At 73.4% G+C, this 18,613-nt stretch carries 18 protein-coding genes and 2 tRNA genes; 11 read left to right on the plus strand and 9 right to left on the minus strand.

What is annotated here, in order from left to right; all coding sequences use genetic code 11:
• Window positions 1–136: 136 nt before the first annotated feature.
• From MTO91_RS05310 to MTO91_RS05320, 3 genes are all read left to right on the plus strand, one after another.
• Complete coding sequence (locus MTO91_RS05310) at window positions 137–430, plus strand: hypothetical protein (protein ID WP_405419058.1); 294 nt, start codon at window positions 137–139, stop codon at window positions 428–430.
• Between the two features lie 189 nt (window positions 431–619).
• Window positions 620–958, plus strand: a complete 339-nt coding sequence (locus tag MTO91_RS05315; RefSeq protein WP_083474559.1) for a WhiB family transcriptional regulator — start codon at window positions 620–622, stop codon at window positions 956–958.
• A gap of 68 nt (window positions 959–1,026) precedes the next feature.
• Complete coding sequence (locus MTO91_RS05320) at window positions 1,027–1,275, plus strand: hypothetical protein (protein ID WP_073578347.1); 249 nt, start codon at window positions 1,027–1,029, stop codon at window positions 1,273–1,275.
• A 146-nt stretch (window positions 1,276–1,421) separates the two neighbouring features.
• Here the strand turns inward: MTO91_RS05320 and MTO91_RS05325 are convergent, their stop codons facing one another.
• The 3 genes from MTO91_RS05325 to MTO91_RS05335 form a co-directional block, all read right to left on the minus strand.
• On the minus strand, window positions 1,422–1,838 hold the full coding sequence (locus MTO91_RS05325; protein WP_476653940.1) for a VOC family protein: 417 nt from the start codon (window positions 1,836–1,838) through the stop codon (window positions 1,422–1,424).
• 591 nt (window positions 1,839–2,429) lie between these two features.
• Window positions 2,430–3,761, minus strand: a complete 1,332-nt coding sequence (locus MTO91_RS05330; protein WP_073578350.1) for an ABC1 kinase family protein — start codon at window positions 3,759–3,761, stop codon at window positions 2,430–2,432.
• Window positions 3,758–4,708 (minus strand): hypothetical protein, encoded by a 951-nt coding sequence (locus tag MTO91_RS05335; protein ID WP_476653941.1) that lies wholly within the window; start codon window positions 4,706–4,708, stop codon window positions 3,758–3,760. The genes MTO91_RS05330 and MTO91_RS05335 overlap by 4 nt, the downstream gene beginning before the upstream one ends.
• 91 nt (window positions 4,709–4,799) lie before the next feature.
• Between MTO91_RS05335 and MTO91_RS05340 the strand changes: the two genes are divergently transcribed.
• Window positions 4,800–5,441 carry a M48 family metallopeptidase gene (locus tag MTO91_RS05340; RefSeq protein WP_405419050.1) on the plus strand — a complete coding sequence of 214 codons (642 nt, stop codon included), beginning with the start codon at window positions 4,800–4,802 and terminating at the stop codon, window positions 5,439–5,441.
• A gap of 7 nt (window positions 5,442–5,448) precedes the next feature.
• Here the strand turns inward: MTO91_RS05340 and MTO91_RS05345 are convergent, their stop codons facing one another.
• Together MTO91_RS05345 and MTO91_RS05350 are read right to left on the minus strand one after the other, a co-directional pair.
• Entirely contained in the window at window positions 5,449–7,041 is a 1,593-nt protein-coding gene (locus tag MTO91_RS05345) for a zinc-dependent metalloprotease (protein WP_251785612.1), read from the minus strand.
• Between the two features lie 97 nt (window positions 7,042–7,138).
• Window positions 7,139–8,143 carry a YlbL family protein gene (locus MTO91_RS05350; protein ID WP_251785611.1) on the minus strand — a complete coding sequence of 335 codons (1,005 nt, stop codon included), beginning with the start codon at window positions 8,141–8,143 and terminating at the stop codon, window positions 7,139–7,141.
• 266 nt (window positions 8,144–8,409) lie between these two features.
• On the opposite strand from MTO91_RS05350, the gene MTO91_RS05355 reads away from it, so the two are divergent.
• From MTO91_RS05355 to MTO91_RS05365, 3 genes are all read left to right on the plus strand, one after another.
• The gene (locus MTO91_RS05355) at window positions 8,410–11,331 is read left to right on the plus strand and encodes a UPF0182 family protein (protein WP_405419047.1); all 2,922 of its coding nucleotides are present in this window, start codon (window positions 8,410–8,412) and stop codon (window positions 11,329–11,331) included.
• A gap of 94 nt (window positions 11,332–11,425) precedes the next feature.
• A tRNA-Met gene (locus MTO91_RS05360) sits at window positions 11,426–11,502 on the plus strand.
• A 150-nt stretch (window positions 11,503–11,652) separates the two neighbouring features.
• Window positions 11,653–11,729, plus strand: a tRNA-Met gene (locus MTO91_RS05365).
• A gap of 43 nt (window positions 11,730–11,772) precedes the next feature.
• On the opposite strand, the gene MTO91_RS05370 is transcribed toward MTO91_RS05365, so the two are convergent.
• Entirely contained in the window at window positions 11,773–12,351 is a 579-nt protein-coding gene (locus MTO91_RS05370; RefSeq protein WP_476653942.1) for a dihydrofolate reductase family protein, read from the minus strand.
• 87 nt (window positions 12,352–12,438) lie between these two features.
• On the opposite strand from MTO91_RS05370, the gene MTO91_RS05375 reads away from it, so the two are divergent.
• Complete coding sequence (locus tag MTO91_RS05375; RefSeq protein WP_476653943.1) at window positions 12,439–13,041, plus strand: TetR/AcrR family transcriptional regulator; 603 nt, start codon at window positions 12,439–12,441, stop codon at window positions 13,039–13,041.
• On the opposite strand, the gene MTO91_RS05380 is transcribed toward MTO91_RS05375, so the two are convergent.
• Complete coding sequence (locus MTO91_RS05380; protein WP_476653944.1) at window positions 13,008–13,610, minus strand: class I SAM-dependent methyltransferase; 603 nt, start codon at window positions 13,608–13,610, stop codon at window positions 13,008–13,010. The genes MTO91_RS05375 and MTO91_RS05380 overlap by 34 nt on opposite strands.
• A gap of 33 nt (window positions 13,611–13,643) precedes the next feature.
• Here MTO91_RS05380 and MTO91_RS05385 point away from each other — a divergent pair, with 33 nt between their 5' ends.
• Complete coding sequence (locus MTO91_RS05385) at window positions 13,644–13,868, plus strand: RNA-binding S4 domain-containing protein (protein ID WP_208819928.1); 225 nt, start codon at window positions 13,644–13,646, stop codon at window positions 13,866–13,868.
• Window positions 13,869–13,871: 3 nt separating this feature from the next.
• Here MTO91_RS05385 and MTO91_RS05390 read toward each other — a convergent pair whose 3' ends face one another.
• Entirely contained in the window at window positions 13,872–15,926 is a 2,055-nt protein-coding gene (locus MTO91_RS05390; protein ID WP_476653945.1) for an acyltransferase family protein, read from the minus strand.
• Window positions 15,927–16,048: 122 nt separating this feature from the next.
• Window positions 16,049–16,885: a transglycosylase SLT domain-containing protein gene (locus MTO91_RS05395; RefSeq protein WP_224403434.1), complete on the minus strand. Its 837-nt coding sequence runs from the start codon at window positions 16,883–16,885 to the stop codon at window positions 16,049–16,051.
• A 439-nt stretch (window positions 16,886–17,324) separates the two neighbouring features.
• Here MTO91_RS05395 and soxR point away from each other — a divergent pair, with 439 nt between their 5' ends.
• A complete protein-coding gene (gene soxR, locus MTO91_RS05400) occupies window positions 17,325–17,795 on the plus strand; it encodes a redox-sensitive transcriptional activator SoxR (protein ID WP_062400605.1) in 471 nt (156 codons plus the stop codon).
• Between the two features lie 52 nt (window positions 17,796–17,847).
• Window positions 17,848–18,612 carry a tyrosine-protein phosphatase gene (locus MTO91_RS05405; RefSeq protein ID WP_251785605.1) on the plus strand — a complete coding sequence of 255 codons (765 nt, stop codon included), beginning with the start codon at window positions 17,848–17,850 and terminating at the stop codon, window positions 18,610–18,612.
• The last annotated feature ends 1 nt before the right edge of the window (window position 18,613 follow it).

An 18,613-nucleotide genomic window follows, 5' to 3' on the forward strand; every position in this document is an offset into this window, starting at 1 on the left:
CCGGCGAGACTTCGAATAATCGGTTGCAGTGCCGTGCGCAGCACTTCTACTGTCGTCGGCACCAGGTGGAGCGCCATGCTCCCGACACAGACGCGTCGCGCGGGAGACCGCGGACGGAACCGGAGGAGGTGACGAGATGGGCACGATCGACACGACCGACCTGATCGGCACCACCCTGTCCGTCCCGGCCCCGGTGTGCGTCCCGGAGCAGACCGTCGTCGCGCACGACGTCGCTCACGCGGGCATCGCGGTCACCGGGGAGTCCGGCGTCCGTCGTCGCCCCCAGGGGGTGGCGCTGCTCGCGCCGTCGACGCTCCGCGCCACGGGTGAGGTGTACCCGCTGGGCGGCATGCCGGTCGCGGTCACCGGCCCGATCTTCGATGACAAGTGCACAGCTGCGTTCGTTCCCGGGCGCCGAGGGGGTACCTGACCCTCAGCACCCAGCGAGTCCCATCGGGGCCGCGGAACCCACGCACACGGGTTCCGCGGCCCCGTTTTTTTGTCCCCGATTCCGTCCCGAGAGATGACAGATCCCGACCAGACCGGTCTGACCAGTTACAGAGAAGTTCGATCGAGGAGGTCGATCGTGTACGTGCGATCCGTTCCGAGTGACGGCGGAATGATCACCGAGCAGTCCGGCGGCGGCGCCGGACCCGACGAGGTGCGGCTGCGGTCCGTGCCGAGCGTGGGCTCAGCCCTGCCCTGCCGCAACGGCGACGCCGACCTGTGGTTCGCCGAGGCCCCGGCCGAGCTGGAGGAGGCGAAGTCCCGCTGCGGCGGCTGCCCGCTCCGGCAGGCCTGCCTGGACGGTGCGCTGGAGCGCGCCGAGCCGTGGGGTGTGTGGGGAGGCGAGATCTTCGACCACGGTCGGGTGATCCCACGCAAGCGCCCGAGGGGGCGTCCCCGCAAGGCCGACCTGGAGCGCGACCGGGCCCTGGCCCTGGCCGCGAGCCGCTGACCACAGCCGTACCGGCGCGACGCGCACCGCGGCGCCCGCCGACCCACCAGACCCGAGGAGACCGAGACATGAACGACCTGAAGCCGGCACCGGCCGTGCGACCGATTCCCCGCACCGACCGTTCGTCCCACCTCGTGAACCAGGAGAACGTGATGACGCTCATCCAGGAAGCGCTGGCGAGATCCCATCAGCAGGAGGCACAACGGGCGGCGGCCGAGCACCGGCTCGCACGCCGGCTCACCGCGGGCCGCGGCTGGTCCCGGATCGCGGCCTGGGCCGCCTCCCGCGCCGAGCGGGCGCGGCTGCGCGCCGGCTGATCCCGCCGCCGACCGATGCGATCGGTGCCCCGTCCGGACCCGACGTCCGGGCGGGGCACCGTCGTGTCCGGGACCTGCCGGTCCGCCGGTGGGAGAGGGTGCCTGCTCGTCGCTTTGCTCTGCTCACCGATACGCAGCACCCCAGGTCAGGGCGCCGGCGACCCCGTGAACGCGTCGGCGAACTCCGCCGACGGGGCGATCTCGGTGATCACGTCGACCAGTACCCCGTCCGGCCCGGCGACGACGAAGTGCCGCTGCCCGAAGTCCTCGTCGCGTACCGGGAGCAGCGCCTCCAACCCACCGCGGACGACGAGACGGTCCCACTCGGCGTCGACGTCGTCGACCTCGAAATTCATCAGCGTCCCGGCGGCGGACCGGCCGCGGTACGCCGCCGGGATCGTCGGATGGTCCCGGTCGAGGACGGCGAGCTCGAAGCGTCCGCGACGGAGGCTGACGTACCAGTCGGTGTCGAAGACGATCTCGAATCCCATCAGGCCGGTCCAGAACGCGCGGGCGGCCGGGACGTCGGCCGTCGCGAGGGCCGGGTAGCAGCTGTGGAGCACGGCACCCTCCTATACGCATACCTTCGGTACGTGAAATCTATCGACGTACCATCAGAACGTCAAATCGGGGAGAGGGCACGGGAACTTTGGTCCGAGCAGCGCGAGCGGATCCGGCGGGCGGTGCTGGACGAGGCGGCGCGCCTGTTCTCCCGCAACGGGTGCGGCGCGGTCGGGCTGCCGGCCGTCGTCGACGGGCCGGGGTGACGAGGGGCACGCTCCACCACCGGTGCGACGACGAGCGGCGCTGTTCGCCGCGGTCCTGGCGCGGTCGGCGGACCGTGTGGCGGACCGGGGTGGTCGACACGGCGGAGGCGGTGCCCGACCCGTGGGGACGGCTCGTCACCGGGTGCCGGCTGTTCCTCGACGCCGCACCGAGCCGTCGGCGGCGCGGATCGTGCTCGTCGACGGGCCCGCGGTGCTGGGCCGGGCGCGCCGGCGCGAGCCTGCGCCGAGTCGTCGGGGCGGCACCTCCCCACGACGCCCCCGAAGGCTCCGCCAGTGGCGCCGACCTGCGCTGCTGCGTACCGGTGAGCAGAGCACAGCGACGACAGGACACCCCCGTCCCGCAGGACCGGAGTGCCGAAGGGGGGGTCAGCCGGTCGGGGCGTCCGGCTCGAACATCTCCGGCTGCCACTCGGCGACGATCTCCCGCAGCCGCACGTGGGAGTCGAGCTGGCACAGGATGCCGACGGTCCCCATCGTCACCCGGTGCACCAGCAGGAACCGCGGGGGCAGGTTCAGCGACCGGCCGATCGCCGCCTCCGGGCTACGGAGATCACCGACCCGCTCGGCCTGCTTCTGGATCCACCGGCGGCTGAAGTGGAACTCCTCGGACCCCAGCGGCTCGGTGAAGGGTGCGAGGTAGCCGAGGATCTGCTCGGACTCGATCCGGGCGCCGTCGCGGACGAACCCGGCCGAGCGCATCAGGGCCATCAGGTCGCCGCTGCGCCCCTCGAGCGCGTACTTGGTCATCGTGACCAGCTCGGGGGGCATGCCGTCGGGCATCCGGGCGACCGCACCGAAGTCGAGGACGAGCAGACGGCCGTCGTCGAGGATCCCGAAGTTACCGGGGTGCGGGTCGGCGTGCAGCAGGTGCGCGCGGTCCGGCGCCGAGTAGTGGAAGCGGGCCAGCTGGTTGCCCGCGTGGTCGCGCTCCTCGCGGGTGCCGTCGCGGATGATCGAGGCCAGCGGGCGGCCCTGTACCCACTCCGTGATGACGGCCTTGGGGGCCGAACCGACCACGCGGGGGATCTTCACGTCCGGGTCGTCCTCGTAGAACGCGGCGAACTCGCGCTGGTACGCGGCCTCGTCGCGGTAGTCGAGCTCCTCCTCCATGCGGTCCTTGAGCTCCGCGACCAGCGGCTTGATCTCCATACCGGGGACCAGCGGCTGCAGGATGCGGCTCATCCGCCCGAGCTGACGCAGGTCCGAGCGCAGCGCCTCCTCGGCGCCGGGGTACTGCACCTTGACCGCGACCTCGCGGCCGTCGCGCTTCCAGACCGCGCGGTGCACCTGGCCGATGCTGGCCGAGGCGGCGGGCGTCTCGTCGAAGTCGGCGAACCGGGACCGCCAGGACCGCCCGAACTGTTGGGTGAGCATGTAGTCGACGTCGGCCATAGGCATCGGCGGCGCCGCGGACTGCAGCTTGGTGAGCGCCTCGCGGTAGGGCTCCGCGTACTCGTCGGGCACGGCCGCCTCGAACACGCTGAGCGCCTGCCCGAACTTCATCGCGCCGCCCTTGAGCTCGCCGAGCACCTCGAACAGCTGCTCGGCGCTCTTGGTCGCGAGCTGGGCCGCGATCTCGTCGCGGTCACCACCCGTGAGACGGCGCCCGAACCCTGCTGCGGCACGTCCGGCGACGCCGAGCGGGAGGCCGGCGAGCTTGGCGGTGCGCGAGGCGGTTCTTCGGGGAATGTCGCTCACACCGTGATTGTCCACCCGGCCGGGGGAGTCCCGCACGCCGCGGTGGGCCCCAGTGCGCTGTCCGGTAGCCCCGCAGCCGCTGTGCCGCAGGGACAACCGGGTCGGCGGAACCCCGGACGGGTGACGACCGTCGCCGCGTCCGCGTCGACCTCCAGCACCGCTCCCCACGACGCGGGCGGCCGGCCGCCACGCACCGGCCCGTCGACGGCGGCGAGCACCTGGCCGACCGCCACCGCCGCCGTCGCGACCAGCACGTGCGGTGCCGCCGACGACGGTCCGCCGGCCGCACCGGGCGCCCCCGCACAACCGGGACACAGCCCCCGACCCGGCAGGACGAGCGGCCCCACCACGCCGCGGCCGTCGCGCAGGGCCACGAACAGCTGCTCCGACGGAGCCTCCGGCGGCATCGGCCCGTCGTCGGCGAGCACCACCAGGTCCGCGGGCACCCGCCGGGGCGGATCGGCGTCGACACCGGCGTCGCGCAGGAACGTGCGCAGCTCCTCCCCGCGGCCCCGGCCCGGCCCCACCGGCAGCCCGGCCAGCACGTCGTCGGCGCCCGTCACCCCGCCGACCTGCGGGTACAGCTGTCCGATCCCGGCCCGGGCCAGCCCGGCGACGACCGCCACGGCGAGCGCGCCGTTGCCGCGGACCTCGACCAGCGTGCTCGCCCGGCGCCGCCGGACCCGGTCCACGACGTCCGGGTCGGCGAGCAGCCCCGCCCGCCACAGGACGGCGAGCAGCACCGCGACCTCGTCGTCGCCCCGGGTGAGCGCACCGGTCGGGCACGGGCCGTCGGCGAGCCGGTCCAGTGCGTCGACGGCGGCGGGGGACAGCTCCTCCAGCAGCCGGGCCCGGGGTGGGCCGGACCCGATCCGGCGGGCTCGTGGCCCGGCCGGGAGGACGGCGAGGTGGGCGGCGAGCGCGAGCCGTGCGGGCAGTCCGGTCACCGGTGCCACGGTGCCCGCTCCGTGCGGCGACGGGGCCGGAACACGTCCGCGCCGTTCGCATCCGCGAACCGGGGCGGCCTACCCTGGAGCCATGGCGAGTCCCCCGGTAGAGGTCCGACGCAGCGCCCGCCGGAAGCGCATGGTCAGTGCCCGGCGGGAGGGGGAACGGCTCGTCGTGTTCATCCCGGGCTGGATGTCCGCCGAACAGGAACGCGACTGGGTCGCGGAGATGGTGCGACGCGTCGAGGCGAGCGAGGCCCGCCGCCGCTCACCGGGCCGCAACAACGACGAGGCCCTGATGCGCCGCGGCCTGGAGCTGTCGAAGCGCTGGCTGGAGGGGCGCGCGCGGCCGTCGTCGATCCGGTGGGTGCCGACGATGCGCACCCGCTGGGCGTCCTGCACCCCCGACGACGCCACGATCCGGATCAGCGAGCGTCTGCGGGACGCGCCGGGCTGGGTCGTCGACTACGTGCTGGTGCACGAGCTGGCCCACCTGCTGTCCGCCGCGCACGACGACGTCTTCTGGTCCTGGGTGCGCCGCTATCCGCGCACCGAGCGGGCCATCGGCTACCTGGAGGGCCTCAACGCGGCCGCGGAGCTCGGCATCACCGGTGTCGACGGCGACCCGGCCACCGCCGACGAGCCCGACGGGGTCGCCGACGCCGACGGTGAGGTCGGCGGGTTCGGCGGGACCGGCCCCGGGAGGGAGCCGGTCCGCGCGACCGGGACCTGAGCCGGGCTCAGGAGTCCTTCCGGTCCGTCCCGTCCTCGCCGTCGGTGTCCTCCGCGGAGGGCTTCTCCGAGGTCCCGGGCTCCTCCGGGGTCCCGGACGACTCGGCCTTCCTCTTCTCCGCGTCGGCGGCCATCTGGCGCTCCAGCTCGGCGATCGGGTCGTCCGGGACGGCCCCGCCGGTCGCGCCGCCGCGCACGAAGGCGGCCGGGTCGTCCAGGTCCTCGGCCGACGGGATCAGGTCCGGGTGCGCCCAGACCGCGTCGCGGCCCTCGACGCCGCGCTCGGCGCCCAGCAGCTTCCACAGGTCCGCCGCGGCCCGCAGCTTCCGCGGCCGCAGCTCCAGCCCGACGATCGTCGCGAACGCCTGCTCCGCGGGCCCGCCCGAGGCGCGGCGGCGGCGCATCGTCTCGCGCATCGCCTCGGCCCCGGGCAGCCGCTCGGTCAGCGCCTCGGCGACGACGGTGTCCACCCAGCCCTCGATCAGGGCGAGCAGGGTCTCCAGCCGGGCCAGCGCCGCCTTCTGCTGCGGTGTGTCCTCCGGCTCGAACATGCCGGACTGCATGGCCTCCTGGATCGACTCCGGGTTCGACGGGTCGATCCCGCGGGCGAGCTCCTCGATCCGCGAGGTGTCCACGGTGATGCCGCGGGCGTACTCCTCGACGGCGCCGAGCAGCCGCTCGCGCAGCCAGTGCACGTGGGTGAACAGCCGCTGGTGGGCGGCCTCGCGCGCGGCGAGGAACAGCGTGACCTCACCGGCCGGGCGGTCCAGGCCCTCGGTGAACCGGGCGACGGCCTCGGGCAGCAGTGCGGAGGTGCGCTCCGGGCCGACCGGGATGCCGAGCTCGGTGGAGGTCAGCACCTCCTTGCCGAGCTGCGCCAGGCCCTGGCCGAGCTGGCTGCCGAACGCCATCCCGCCCATCTTGCCGAGCATCCCCAGCATCGGGCCCGCCGCGCCGCGGACCTCCTCGGGCAGACCCTCGACCCAGGCCGAGGACAGCCGCGTCGCCACCGGGTCGCAGAGCCGCTTCCAGGTCGGCATGCCGGCCCGCACCCAGTCCGACGGCGTCCAGGCCTTCACCTCGCCGCCGGAGGAGGGGAACGACGTCGCCGGGTCGAGCCACAGCTCCGCGAGCTTCACGGCCTCGGCGACCCCGGTGCGCTGGGCGTCGGTGAGCGACGACGTCGACTGCGCGAGCTGCTGGGTGGCGATCCGGGCGGCGAGCTCGTAGTCGACGGGGCCGCCGTCGGAGGAGCCGCTGCTGGAGAGCATCTGGCCGAGCTGGGACAGCATCTGCCCGAGCTGGCTCATGTCGAACTGGCCCCCGCCGGGCATACCCGGCATACCGGGGATCCCGCCCATGCCGAACGCCGCGAACGGGTTCTGGCCCGCGCCGCCGGAGGCGCCGGACGGGTCGTCGGACCGGGGGTGCGACCCGAAGCCGAACGGGTCCTTCGGGCCCTCGGGCTCGCCCTTCCCGTCCTTGCCCGACGTGCCCCCGTCCGTGCCGGAGGCGTCGCCGGAACCCGAGTCGGGCTGGTCGCCGGGCTCGCGGTCGCGGTCACGGTCGGCGGGGCCGAAGCCGAAGGGGACGTCGCTCATGGCGTCCACCGTACGCGGGCCCGGGGGGTGGTCGCCGCCCCGACAGCCGGTGGATCGGGCCTGGTGGGGCGGTGTTCGCCGGGAGCGGACCGGGGAACTACGAGCAGCCGGCGGGCGTACCGCCGGTGTCGAGGGTGGTCAGCGCGCCGACCGCCTCGTCGAGGGTCCCGACGCGCACGAGCTGGAGCCCGTCGGGCGCGTCCTCGGCGGCCTCGGTGCAGTTCGCAGCGGGCACCAGGAACGTCTGCGCACCGACCTCGCGGGCCTTCAGCATCTTGAAGCGGATGCCGCTGATCGGCCCGACCCGGCCCTCGGCGTCGATGGTGCCGGTGCCGGCGACGAACCGGCCGCCGGTCAGCGGACCCGGGGTCAGCTTGTCGACCAGCGCCAGGCTGAACATCAGACCGGCCGAGGGGCCGCCGACGTCGCCCAGCGTGATGGTCAGCTTCTGCCCCTCGGCGGGCGAGGTGGCCGGGGTGATGCCCAGGAAGGCCCGCGCCGGGTCGTCCGGGTGGGCGGCCGGGGTGACGGTGACCTGGCGCGGCGCGGCGTCCCCCCGGCGGACGGTGAGGGTGACCGGCTGACCGGGGCGCGCGGCCCCCATGGCGTCGAGCAGGCCCTGGACCGAGGTCACCGGGGTGGCGCCGACGGCGCGGATCTCGTCGCCGGGTTCCAGCACCCCCGCCGACGGCGAGCCGTCGGTCAGCGCGCCGACCGTGACCCGGGTCGGCAGGTGCAGGTGGTTCAGCGCCGCGGCCTCGGCGTTCGCGATCGAGCCGTCGAACTCCTGCTGGTTGGCCTGGGTGACCTGTTCGGTGGACTCGCCGGGCGGGTACAGCGACCAGCGCGGCGCGAGCCGGTAGGTGCCCGAGGCCCACATGCCGAGCGCCCGCAGCGTCGAGATCCCGTCGGTGACGCCGACGGTGGTCATGTTCAGGTGCCCGGTCGTCGGGTAGGTCGGCAGGCCCTCCGCGGACACGACGGGCGTGCCCTCGACCTCACCGAGGGTGTCGAAGGTCGGTCCCGGCCCGAGGGCGACGACCGGCGCGGGGACCACGGTCCCGACCGCGGTGAGGGCCAGCAGCACGAGGACCGCGGTCACCCACGTCGAAGATCGAACGCCCACGGACGGAACCCTACGATCGTGCGACGACGACGGCGCGCCCGACCCCGGCCCGTCCTGCGACGATGCGGTCGGAGAGCCGGGGGACCGCCGCCCGATGTGTCGTTTTCGTCCCGACACACCGGGACCCGACCGCGACTTCACCGAACCTCCGTACAGTTGCCCTCGGAGAACCGTGCCGTCGCCCCAGCCGGCCGCGCTCTCCACGAGTCGTACCCGAACTGTGGAGTGTGCCCGTGTCGTCCATGCGGCCCCCTGTGGGAGCGCCGTCGCTGACCCGCCGAACCCGGATCCTGCTGGTCGCCGCGGGCGTCCTCGTAGTGCTTCTGCTCGGTGGCTCGCGGCTGCTGAACTTCTATGTCGACTACCTGTGGTTCGGCGAGGTCGGTTTCCGGAGCGTCCAGCTCACCCGGCTGTTCACCCAGATCGTGCTCTTCGGGGTCGTGGCCCTGGTGGTGGGCGGCCTGGTCGCGCTGACGCTGTGGCTGGCCTACCGCTACCGCCCGGTCTTCGTGCCGGTGTCCGGACCCGAGGACCCGGTCGCGCGCTACCGGACCACGATCATCCAGCGCCTGCGCCTGTTCGCCGTCGGCGTTCCGGTCGTGATCGGTCTGATCGCCGGGCTCGCGGCGCCGACGCAGTGGCAGACCGTGCAGATGTTCCTGCACGGCACCCCGTTCGGCCGCGCCGATCCCGAGTTCGGCAACGACATCGGGTTCTACGCCTTCACCCTGCCGTTCCTGCGGATGAGCCTGAACTGGCTGTTCGTCGCCGTCGCGATCTGCTTCGTGCTCGCGCTGGTGACCCACTACATCTTCGGGGGCATCCGGCTGTCCGGCCGCTCCGGCTTCGTCTCCACCGCCGCGCGTGCCCAGCTCGCCGTGCTCGCCGGGGTGTTCGTGCTGCTCAAGGCCGTTGCGTACTGGTTCGACCGCTACGACCTGCTGTGGTCCAACCGCAATGCGCAGACGTTCTACGGCGCCACCTACACCGACCTCAACGCGGTCCTGCCGGCCAAGCTGATCCTGCTGGTCATCGCGGTGATCTGCGCGCTCGCGTTCTTCGTCGCCGCGTTCCGCCAGAACCTGCAGATCCCGGCGGTCGCCGTGGTCATGCTGGTCGTCTCCTCGATCCTGGTCGGCACGGCGTTCCCGCTGGTGCTGCAGCAGTTCGTCGTCGCGCCCAACGCGAACGTCAACGAGGCCCCGTCGATCGAACGCAACATCGCGGCGACCCGGGACGCCTTCGGCATCGGGCCGGACAAGGTCGACATCGCGCCCTACGCGGGCACGTCGGAGGCGACACCGGCCCAGGTCCGGGCCGACACCGACACCATCCCCAACATCCGGCTGCTCGACCCGGGCAAGCTCAATCGCACGTTCACCCAGCTCCAACAGCGACGGAACTTCTACGGGTTCTCGCCCAACCTCGACATCGACCGCTACACCGTCGACGGCGAGACCCGTGACTACGTCGTCGCGGCGCGCGAGATGAACGCCAACGGCCTGGTGAACAACCAGCAGGACTGGATCAACCGGCACCTGGTCTACACCCACGGCAACGGGATCGTGGCCGCTCCGGCGAACCAGGTGAACGAGGCCCTGGAGGATGCGGGCGGCTCCGGCGGCCTGCCGAACTTCCAGGTCTCCGACACCCAGCAGCAGGGCTTCGTGCCCGTCCAGCAGCCCCGCATCTACTACGGCGAGCTGCTCGACAACCAGTACTCGATCGTCGGTGCCGAGCCGGGTACCGCGCCGCGGGAGTACGACTCCGACGAGGCGCAGTACACCTACACCGGTGCCGGCGGCGTCCCGATCGGCGGGCTGTTCAACCGTTCGGTGTTCGCGCTGGCCTACGGCGAGCGGAACATCCTGTTCAACAACTCGATCAACGCCGACTCGAAGATCATGTACGTCCGGAACCCGCGGGACCGCGTGCAGGCGGTGGCCCCGTGGCTGACGCTGGACAACGACCCGTACCCGGCCGTCGTCGACGGGCGGGTGCAGTGGATCGTCGACGGCTACACCACGCTGCAGAACTTCCCCTACGCCGAGCGCGTGCAGCTGGGCGACGCCACGTCGGACTCCCGGCTCGGGCCCAATGGCCAGCAGCTGCCGAACGACACGATCAGCTACCTGCGCAACTCGGTGAAGGCCACGGTCGACGCCTACGACGGCACCGTGAAGCTCTTCGCCTTCGACGAGTCCGACCCGGTGCTGCAGACCTGGGAGAAGGCGTTCCCGGGCACGGTCGAGCCGCGCTCGGCGATCACCCCGGACCTGCAGGCCCACCTGCGCTACCCGGAGGACCAGTTCAAGGTCCAGCGTGAGCTGCTGACCCGCTACCACGTCGACGACCCGAACGAGTTCTTCTCCACCGTGTCGTTCTGGGACGTCCCGTCCGACCCGACCGTGCAGGGCGGCAACGGCGGCAGCCAGGACGCGCAGCCGCCGTACTACATCTACGCGGGTCTTCCGGGGCAGGAGGGCGCGTCGTTCCAGCTCACCAGCGCGCTGGTGAGCCTGCGGCGGCAGTTCCTCGCCTCGTACGTCTCGGCCAGCTCGGACCCGGACACCTACGGGAAGCTGACCGTGCTGCAGCTGCCGAACGAGACCCAGACGCTCGGCCCGCAGCAGGTCCAGGCCCGGTTCCTCGGCTCGCCCGAGGTCTCCTCCGAGCTGAACCTGCTGCGGCAGAACCAGACCACGATCGACTACGGCAACCTGCTGACGCTGCCGGTGGCCGGTGGTCTGCTCTACGTCGAGCCGGTGTACATCGAGCGGGCGGGCGGTCAGGACAACTCGACCTATCCGCAGCTGGCCCGCGTCCTGGTGTTCTACGGCGACCGGCTCGGCTACGACGCGAGCCTGTCCCGGGCCCTCGACGAGGTGTTCGGCGCCGGAGCCGGTGCCGCCGCGGGCGGTGCCGCTCCGACGACCGGGCAGCCCGCCCAGCCGACGACGCCCACGACGCCGGCCACGCCGAACGGACAGGGCGCCCAGACCCCGGCGGCGCCCAACGCGGCGCAGGCGACCGCGGCGCAGCAGATCCGTGCGGCGCTGAACGAGCTCAAGGCGGCCCAGCAGTCCGGTGACTTCGCCAGGCAGGGCGAGGCGCTGGCCGCGCTGGACCGTGCGGTCGCGGCGTTCCAGGGCGCGGGCGGCTGATCATCGTCGGGCCGGCCCCCCCTGCGGGTGGGGTCCGGCCCGGTGTGTAAGGTTGCCCCTGCAACACAGACGGAATGCACGCGGTTCCGTCCGGCGCGGGGTGGAGCAGCTCGGTAGCTCGCTGGGCTCATAACCCAGAGGTCGCAGGTTCGAATCCTGCCCCCGCTACCACCCACGAAGGCCCCCAGGATCTCCTGGGGGCCTTCGTTCTTCGTGGGGTCCGGCCCGGTCGCCGGGAGCGACCCCCCCTCGGAGGTCCGGTGAACGGCCGGTGTACGGTGGTGACACAACACAGACGGGATCGCACGCGGTCCCGGACGGCGCGGGGTGGAGCAGCTCGGTAGCTCGCTGGGCTCATAACCCAGAGGTCGCAGGTTCGAATCCTGCCCCCGCTACCACTCACGAAGGCCCCCGGGGAGCACCCCGGGGGCCTTCGTCCTGTCAGGGGACCCGCGCGTACTCGGCGACGACGACCCCGGAGCGGTACGGCGTCGACCGCACCAGGTCCCACGACCGCGGCCGGTACCCGCCGCCGTCGTCGAACAGGGGCTTGCCCGCCCCGAGCACGACCGGGTTCACCTTGAGCACCAGCCGGTCGATCTCGCCCGCCAGCGCGGCCGCGAGCCGCCCGCCACCGCAGAGCCAGATGCCGGCGCCGGTGCGGTGCTTCAGCTCGCGGACGAGGTCCACCGGGTCGCGCCCGGTCAGGGTGATCCCGGCGGGCACCGCGTCGGCGGGACGGCTGCGCGACAGGACGTACTGCTCCAGGTGCGGGTACGGGTCGGTGGTGGCCGCCAGGCCCGCGGCGTAGGTGTTCCAGCCCATCAGCACGGTGTCGAACCGGCTGTTGTCCGCGGTCAGCCCGAGCATGTTCAGCCCGACGGCCGGGACCGTGTCGGTCCACTCCCGCAGGATCATGTCGATGTGGTCGCCGGTCTGCGGGAAGGCGTCGAAGGTGTCGTCGGGGGCCGCGATGCGGCCGTCGAGCGAGACCGCGACGTAGTAGACGAGCTCGCGCATGCGCGGACCTCCGGGTCGAGGGAACCACGACGGATGTCGTGGTCGCTGAAAGTACAACAGGCGTCGTGGTTCGTCTAGGGTGCCCGCATGGCACGCAACGACGACCGCAGGCAGCGGCTGGCCGACGCGGGGCTGGCCGTCCTGGCCCGCGAGGGCGCCCGGGGACTGACCCACCGCGCGCTGGACCGGGATGCCGGCGTCCCGACCGGCACGGCGTCGAACTACTTCCGGACCCGCGCCGAGCTCGTCCGTGCGCTGGCCGACCGGATCGGGCAGCGCCTGGCGCCGGACCCGGACACCGTCGCCGGCCTGTGCGCGGGGGAGGCGGGGCCCGCGATGTTCGCCGACCACGTCCGCGACATCGTGCGCCGGCTCGGTGCCGAGCGGGACGTGACGCTGGCGCTGTTCGAGCTCCGTCTGGAGGCCGCCCGGCGCCCGGAGGTCGCCGAGGTCATGGGGGAGTGGCTGCGCACCGGGTTCGCCGCCGACGTCGCCTACAACCGGGCCGCGGGACTGCCCGGCGGGCCCGCGGAGATCGCGCTGTTCCACTACGCGGTCGACGGCCTGCTCCTGGACCGGCTGACCCTGTCCATCGACCCGGACACCCCGACCGACACCGTCGTCGACGCACTCGTCGACGGGCTGCTCCCGCCCCCTCAGGGCGCCGGTGCGACCTCCAGCACCCGGTAGCCGCGCTCGGAGGCCAGGCGGGTCGTCGGGAAGCCCTGCTCGTCGTTCAGCCACCGTTGCAGCGAGTCCGAGCCCAGGTTCTTGGCCACCACCAGGTACGCCCGCCCGTCCGGGAGGAGCCGCGAGAGCCAGCGCAGCAGCAGCTCGTGCAGCGCGGCCTTGCCGGAGCGGATCGGCGGGTTGGAGTAGATCCCGGCGAAGGTGACGTCGTCGGGGACCTCCTCGGGCCGGCAGGCGGTCACGTTGCCCAGCCCGGCCGCGTCGGCGTTCTCCCGGGTGAGGCCCAGCGCGCGCTCGTTCAGGTCCACCGCCCACACCGGAAGCCGGCGGCGCCGGCTGGCCAGGGTGAGCGCGATCGGGCCGTAGCCGCAGCCGACGTCGAGCAGCGGGCCGCGGACCGGCGGCATCGGCGCGGTGTCGAGCAGCACCTTCGTCCCGCGGTCGAGGCGGCTGTGCGAGAAGACCCCGGTGTCGGTCACCAGCGACAGGTCCACGCCGGACGTGTGCAGGCGGACCGACCCGCGGTGGCTCGCGACGGACGGCGTGGCGCTGAAGTAGTGGTCACCCACGCCGGGTGATGCTACGGCGGGGACACTGGGGACATGAGGACGCCACAGCCCCCGCAGGACGTGCCCATCCGTGAGGAGCCGATCCGGATCGGTCAGTTCCTGAAGCTCGCCGGCCTCGCCGAGGACGGCGTGCACGCCCGCGAGATCCTGGAGGCGGGCGAGGTCACGGTCAACGGGGCACCGGAGCACCGCCGGGGCGCCCGGATCCGGCGCGGCGACGTCGTCTCCGTGGCCGGGCGGAGCGTCCGCCCGGCCTGAGGCTCACCAGCCGAGGTGGTCGAACGCCGTCGCGAGCGTCGGGGCGAGGGTCTCGGCGTAGGTCGCGGTCAGGTGGTTGTCGTCCATGTAGACGAGCACGTTGCCCACCTCGCTGCGGCAGACCGCCGGGTCGCAGATGCCGTCGGCCACGTCGGCGAACACCACGTTCGGCGGGACGCCCGGGACCGCCGACCACGGCGGGTACGGCTGGTACAGCGTGTGCCGGTCGACCTCGCAGTCCGGCGCCCCCCGGCCCTGCCTGGCGACGCAGTCGACCACGTTGAAGTCGAACCGGGGGTTGTCGCGGACCGCGACGACCGGGATCCCGGCCGCGTCGAGCCGCTGCCAGGCCTGCACGAACCCCTCGGGGGTCTGCTCGTGCAGTCCGGGCCGCACGTCGCGGCTGGCCAGGGTCAGGACCGCGTCGGGGTGCATCGCGACCAGCTGGTCGTGCACCGCGGCGTTCCAGTCGGTGCACCCCTGGTCGTCGGCGACGGTCTCCGAGCGCACCGACATCGGGCAGGCCCCGCGGAACATGCCCACCATCGACCAGTTGCGCTGCTCGGCGATCACCGCGAGCGAGGCGGCGTACTGCTGGGCGTGCGAGTCGCCGACCACGGCGACCGTCCGCTCCGAGGTCTCCGGGGCCGGCGCGGGCACGGTGCAGACCTCGAGCTCCGCGCCGTGCTCGGAGGGCCCGCAGTCCCAGCTGGTGCCGTGGTAGCTCCAGTCGTCGGGCGCCTGCACCAGCGACGGGGTCAGCTCGGCGTCGGCCGGGTCGAGCGAGGCGAGGTCGAACTGCGGGGACAGCGCCGCCGCGCCCGGGTGCGACGGCGAGCCCGCCAGCACCGGCGTCGACGCCCGCGCGGCGGCCAGCCCGTACCAGGAGCCCGCCGCGACGAGCACGGCCAGCGCGAGCACCCCGCCGGTCCGCAGCGCGTGGCGCACGTCGAGCGCGGCGATCCGCTGCTCGACGAACCGGTGGGTCAGCCAGGCCAGCACGAACGACACCGCGATCACGGCGGCGCCCTGCTCGAGGTCCAGCCGGTCCTGCCCGGTGCGCACCAGGGTGAGCGTCAGGATCGGCCAGTGCCACAGGTACAGCGGGAACGAGATGTCGCCGATCGTGCGCAGCACCCGTCCCGACAGCAGTCGGTCGACGCCGAACCGGTGCCCGGACCGCCCGGCGACCAGCACCATCGCCGCGGCCAGCGTCGGCCAGAGCGCCGCCCAGCCGGGGAACGCGCGGTCGACCTGGAGCAGGATCCCGCAGGAGACCAGCGCGGCCACGCCGCCCCAGCCGAGCACCGCGCGGGTGCCGGGGGTCAGCTCCGGCCGGTCCTCGATCCGGGAGATCCACAGCGCGAGCAGCCCGCCGAGCGCGAACTCCCAGATCCGCGTCGCGGAGTGGAAGTAGGCGAGCGGCTGGTTCACCAGCGTCAGGTACACCGAGTACGCGAACGAGGCCCCGCCGACGGCGAGCAGCGTGCCGGTGAGCCGCCGGTGCAGGTCGGCACCGTCCCGCCGGGTCGCGATCGCGACACCGGCCACGACCAGCGGCGCGAGCAGGTAGAACTGACCCTGGATGGACAGCGACCAGAAGTGCTGGACGATGCTCGCCGCGTTGTCGCGGGCCGCGTAGTCGACCGAGTTGTGTGCCAGCTCCCAGTTCTGCAGGAACAGCAGCGACGCGACCGTCTCCCGGACGGTCGGCATCCACCGGTTCTCCGGCAGCAGCCAGAACCCGGCCACCACGCCCGCGACGAGGACGACCGTCACCGCCGGTAGCAGCCGGGAGAACTGGCGTCGCCACGTGGCGAGTACGTCGACCCCGCCCCGCGCCGCCGCCCGGTGGAGACCACCGGTGATGAGGAAGCCGGTGATCAGGAAGAACACGTCGACGCCGCCGGAGACCCGGCCGACCCAGACGTGGTAGACGACCACCAGCACCACCGCCAGGGCGCGCAGACCCTGCAGCTCCGGACGGAACCGGGAGCGCGCGACGCCCCCGGCCGTCGTCGTGGTGCGGCTGGCGGGGGCTCCACCGGGGGACGACACGAGTGGCAGCTCCTCGTTGCGGGCACGATCGGGTAAAGGGAAGTTTACGATTCGACCCCTACAACGACGACGGCGGTCACCGGGTTCCCCCGGTGACCGCCGTCGTGGGGTCAGGGTCTCGCTCAGTATCCGATGTATCCGCCGTGGCTGCCGACCCGGCCACCCGCGTCGAGCGTGTCGATGCCGTAGCGGTCGATCATGTAGCGCACGCCCGCGGTGATGTTCGCGATCGGGTCGGTGATCGCCCGGTCCGCGAAGTCCGGGTGCACGTAGGCCGCGAACGTCGAGGGGATGACCTGCATGAGGCCCTCGGACGGGTTGCCGGCCGCGGCGTTGGAGTCCCAGTTGTTGATGGCGTGCGGGTTCCCGTTGGACTCCTTGAGGATGATGCGCTTGAGCCCGCTCGCGTAGGACTGGGACAGCCCCATGTGGTCCAGGGCCTCGGCGATCCAGCCGTCCAGTCCGCCCTGGGCGACGATCGCGTCGATCCGCGCCTTCTCGGCCTGGCGCGCCTTCTCGGCCGCGGCGGCCTTGGCGTGCTCGGCGGCGATCTTCGTCGCGATCTCGTGCGCCTTGCCCATGGACGCGAGGTCGGCGTCCTGGGCGGGGGCGGCGGCCTGCAGCGCGCCCGACGCGGCGGACGGCTGGGCGAAGGAGACCGGGCTGAAGAAGCCGGAGGTCGAGCCGTCCGTGGCCTTCGTGGCCGAGGGGATGTTCGCGGAGTACGCGGCCAGCGTCGTGGCGGCGGTGGTGCCGCCCTCCTCGGCGTCGGCCTGCGTCGAGGTCCCGTCCAGAGTGGTCGGGACGATCGCGGCGAACGCACCGGAGGCGAGCACGCCGAACGCGGCGCCGGTGGCGGCCGTGCGGGTGCCGGCACGACGCGCGGCGTGCGCGGGGCCGCCGTGCCGCGAGGAACGGAGGGACGGTGCAGCGGCCGTCGCTGCGGGTGTGGTCGCCACGGGTCGGGGGAACCCGTGGTGGCCACCGGGGGAGCGGTGTCCGGGCAAGGAAACGCCTTTCAGATCACGGACGGCACCGCGCACGAACGGCCGGGTCGGGGGTCCCGGGTGAGCCGGTCGGGGAGTCCGGCTCCAGCCCGCTCGTGATCGGGCCGTGATGACTGGGGATGACCGTAGAGGGCCCCGTCGCGGGGGTCCAGCCCCGGGGTCGTCGGTCGCCGCGCGACAGGCACCGTTCACCGGTTCCGTGATCTTGAGAGAGTGCGGGGAGCAACCCGGTGGACGGTGCCCCTCGGCCGACGGACGGCGGTCCCCGCAGGTGGCGGGCTTGCGATGAACGGCGCAATACTGGAGTCGGCTCGAGGTTTGTACGGGCCGTCCCGATGCGCGGAACGGCGTGTGGGACGGCCGCGGCGGGGTAGTGGGACGGGGGACGGGCATGGACACGGGCGACCTGTTGACCATCGGGGAGATCGTCGAGCGCAGCGGGTTCCCGCACTCGGCGTTGCGCTACTACGAGCGCGAAGGGCTGATCTCCGCGACGCGGACCTCGGGCAACCAGCGCCGCTACCGGCGCAGCGTGCTGCGCAGGCTCGCCTTCGTCCGGGCGGCCCGGTCCATCGGGATCGGGCTGGAGGAGGTCCGCTCCGCCCTCGACGCGCTGCCCGCGGACCGCACGCCGACCCGGTCGGACTGGGCCCGGCTGTCGCGGTCCTGGCGCGGCAGGCTCGACGAGCAGATCGACGCGCTGACCGCCCTGCGCGACGGCCTCGACGGCTGCATCGGCTGCGGCTGCCTGTCGATGACGACCTGCCGGCTGGTCAACCCCGACGACGCCGCCGCCGCGTACGGCGACGGTGCCCGGGTGCTGCCCGCCGCGCTGCGCCGCCCGCCGGTGCACGGCCGGTGAACCCTGCCCGGTGACCGCTGCCGTGGCGCCCCGGGCTGCCTAACCTGGGGTCGTGACCGATCTCGTACCGGACCGCTGGTTGACCGTCGACGGCCTCGCCAACGCCCGTGACGTCGGCGGCCTCCCGCTCGACGGCGGGGGTCGCGTCCGCACCGGCGTCCTGCTGCGCACCGAGTCCCTGGAGGGGCTGGGGCCGGCCGCCGTCGCGTACCTCACCGACGAGCTGGGCGTCGCGCAGGTGCTGGACCTGCGCACCGACCACGAACGCACGACCTACGGCCTCGGTGCGCTCGCCGCGGCCGGGGTGCCGGTGCACCGGCTCAGCTTCATCCCCGAGACCGGGATCGCCCTGCCCGAGACCGAGGACGCCCACGCCGCGCTCGACCCGATGCTCGGCCACTACCTGGCCTACCTCGACGGCCGCGGCGAGTACGTCGTGGACGGGGTCCGCCGGATCGCCGGGCTGGAGTCCGGCACGACCGTCGTGCACTGCGCCGCCGGCAAGGACCGGACCGGCGTGCTCGTCGCGCTGGTGTGCGCCGCGGTCGGGGTGCCGCGGGAGGAGATCACCGCCGACTACGCGCTGTCCGCGACCCGGATCGACGCCCTGTTCCGGAAGTGGACGACCGCCTCGGGTGAGCCGATGCCCGGTGCCGACGAGCTGGACCGGCACCGCCCACGGGCCGAGGTCATGGCCGAGTTCCTGCGGCTGCTCGACGAGCGCCACGGCGGCCCGGTCGGCTGGCTGCGCGAGAACGGTCTCACCGAGGACGAGCTGACGCGCCTCCGGACCCGGCTGCGCGACGGGAGCGCCTGAG

Source organism: Pseudonocardia sp. 2-7 (genome assembly GCF_056341085.1).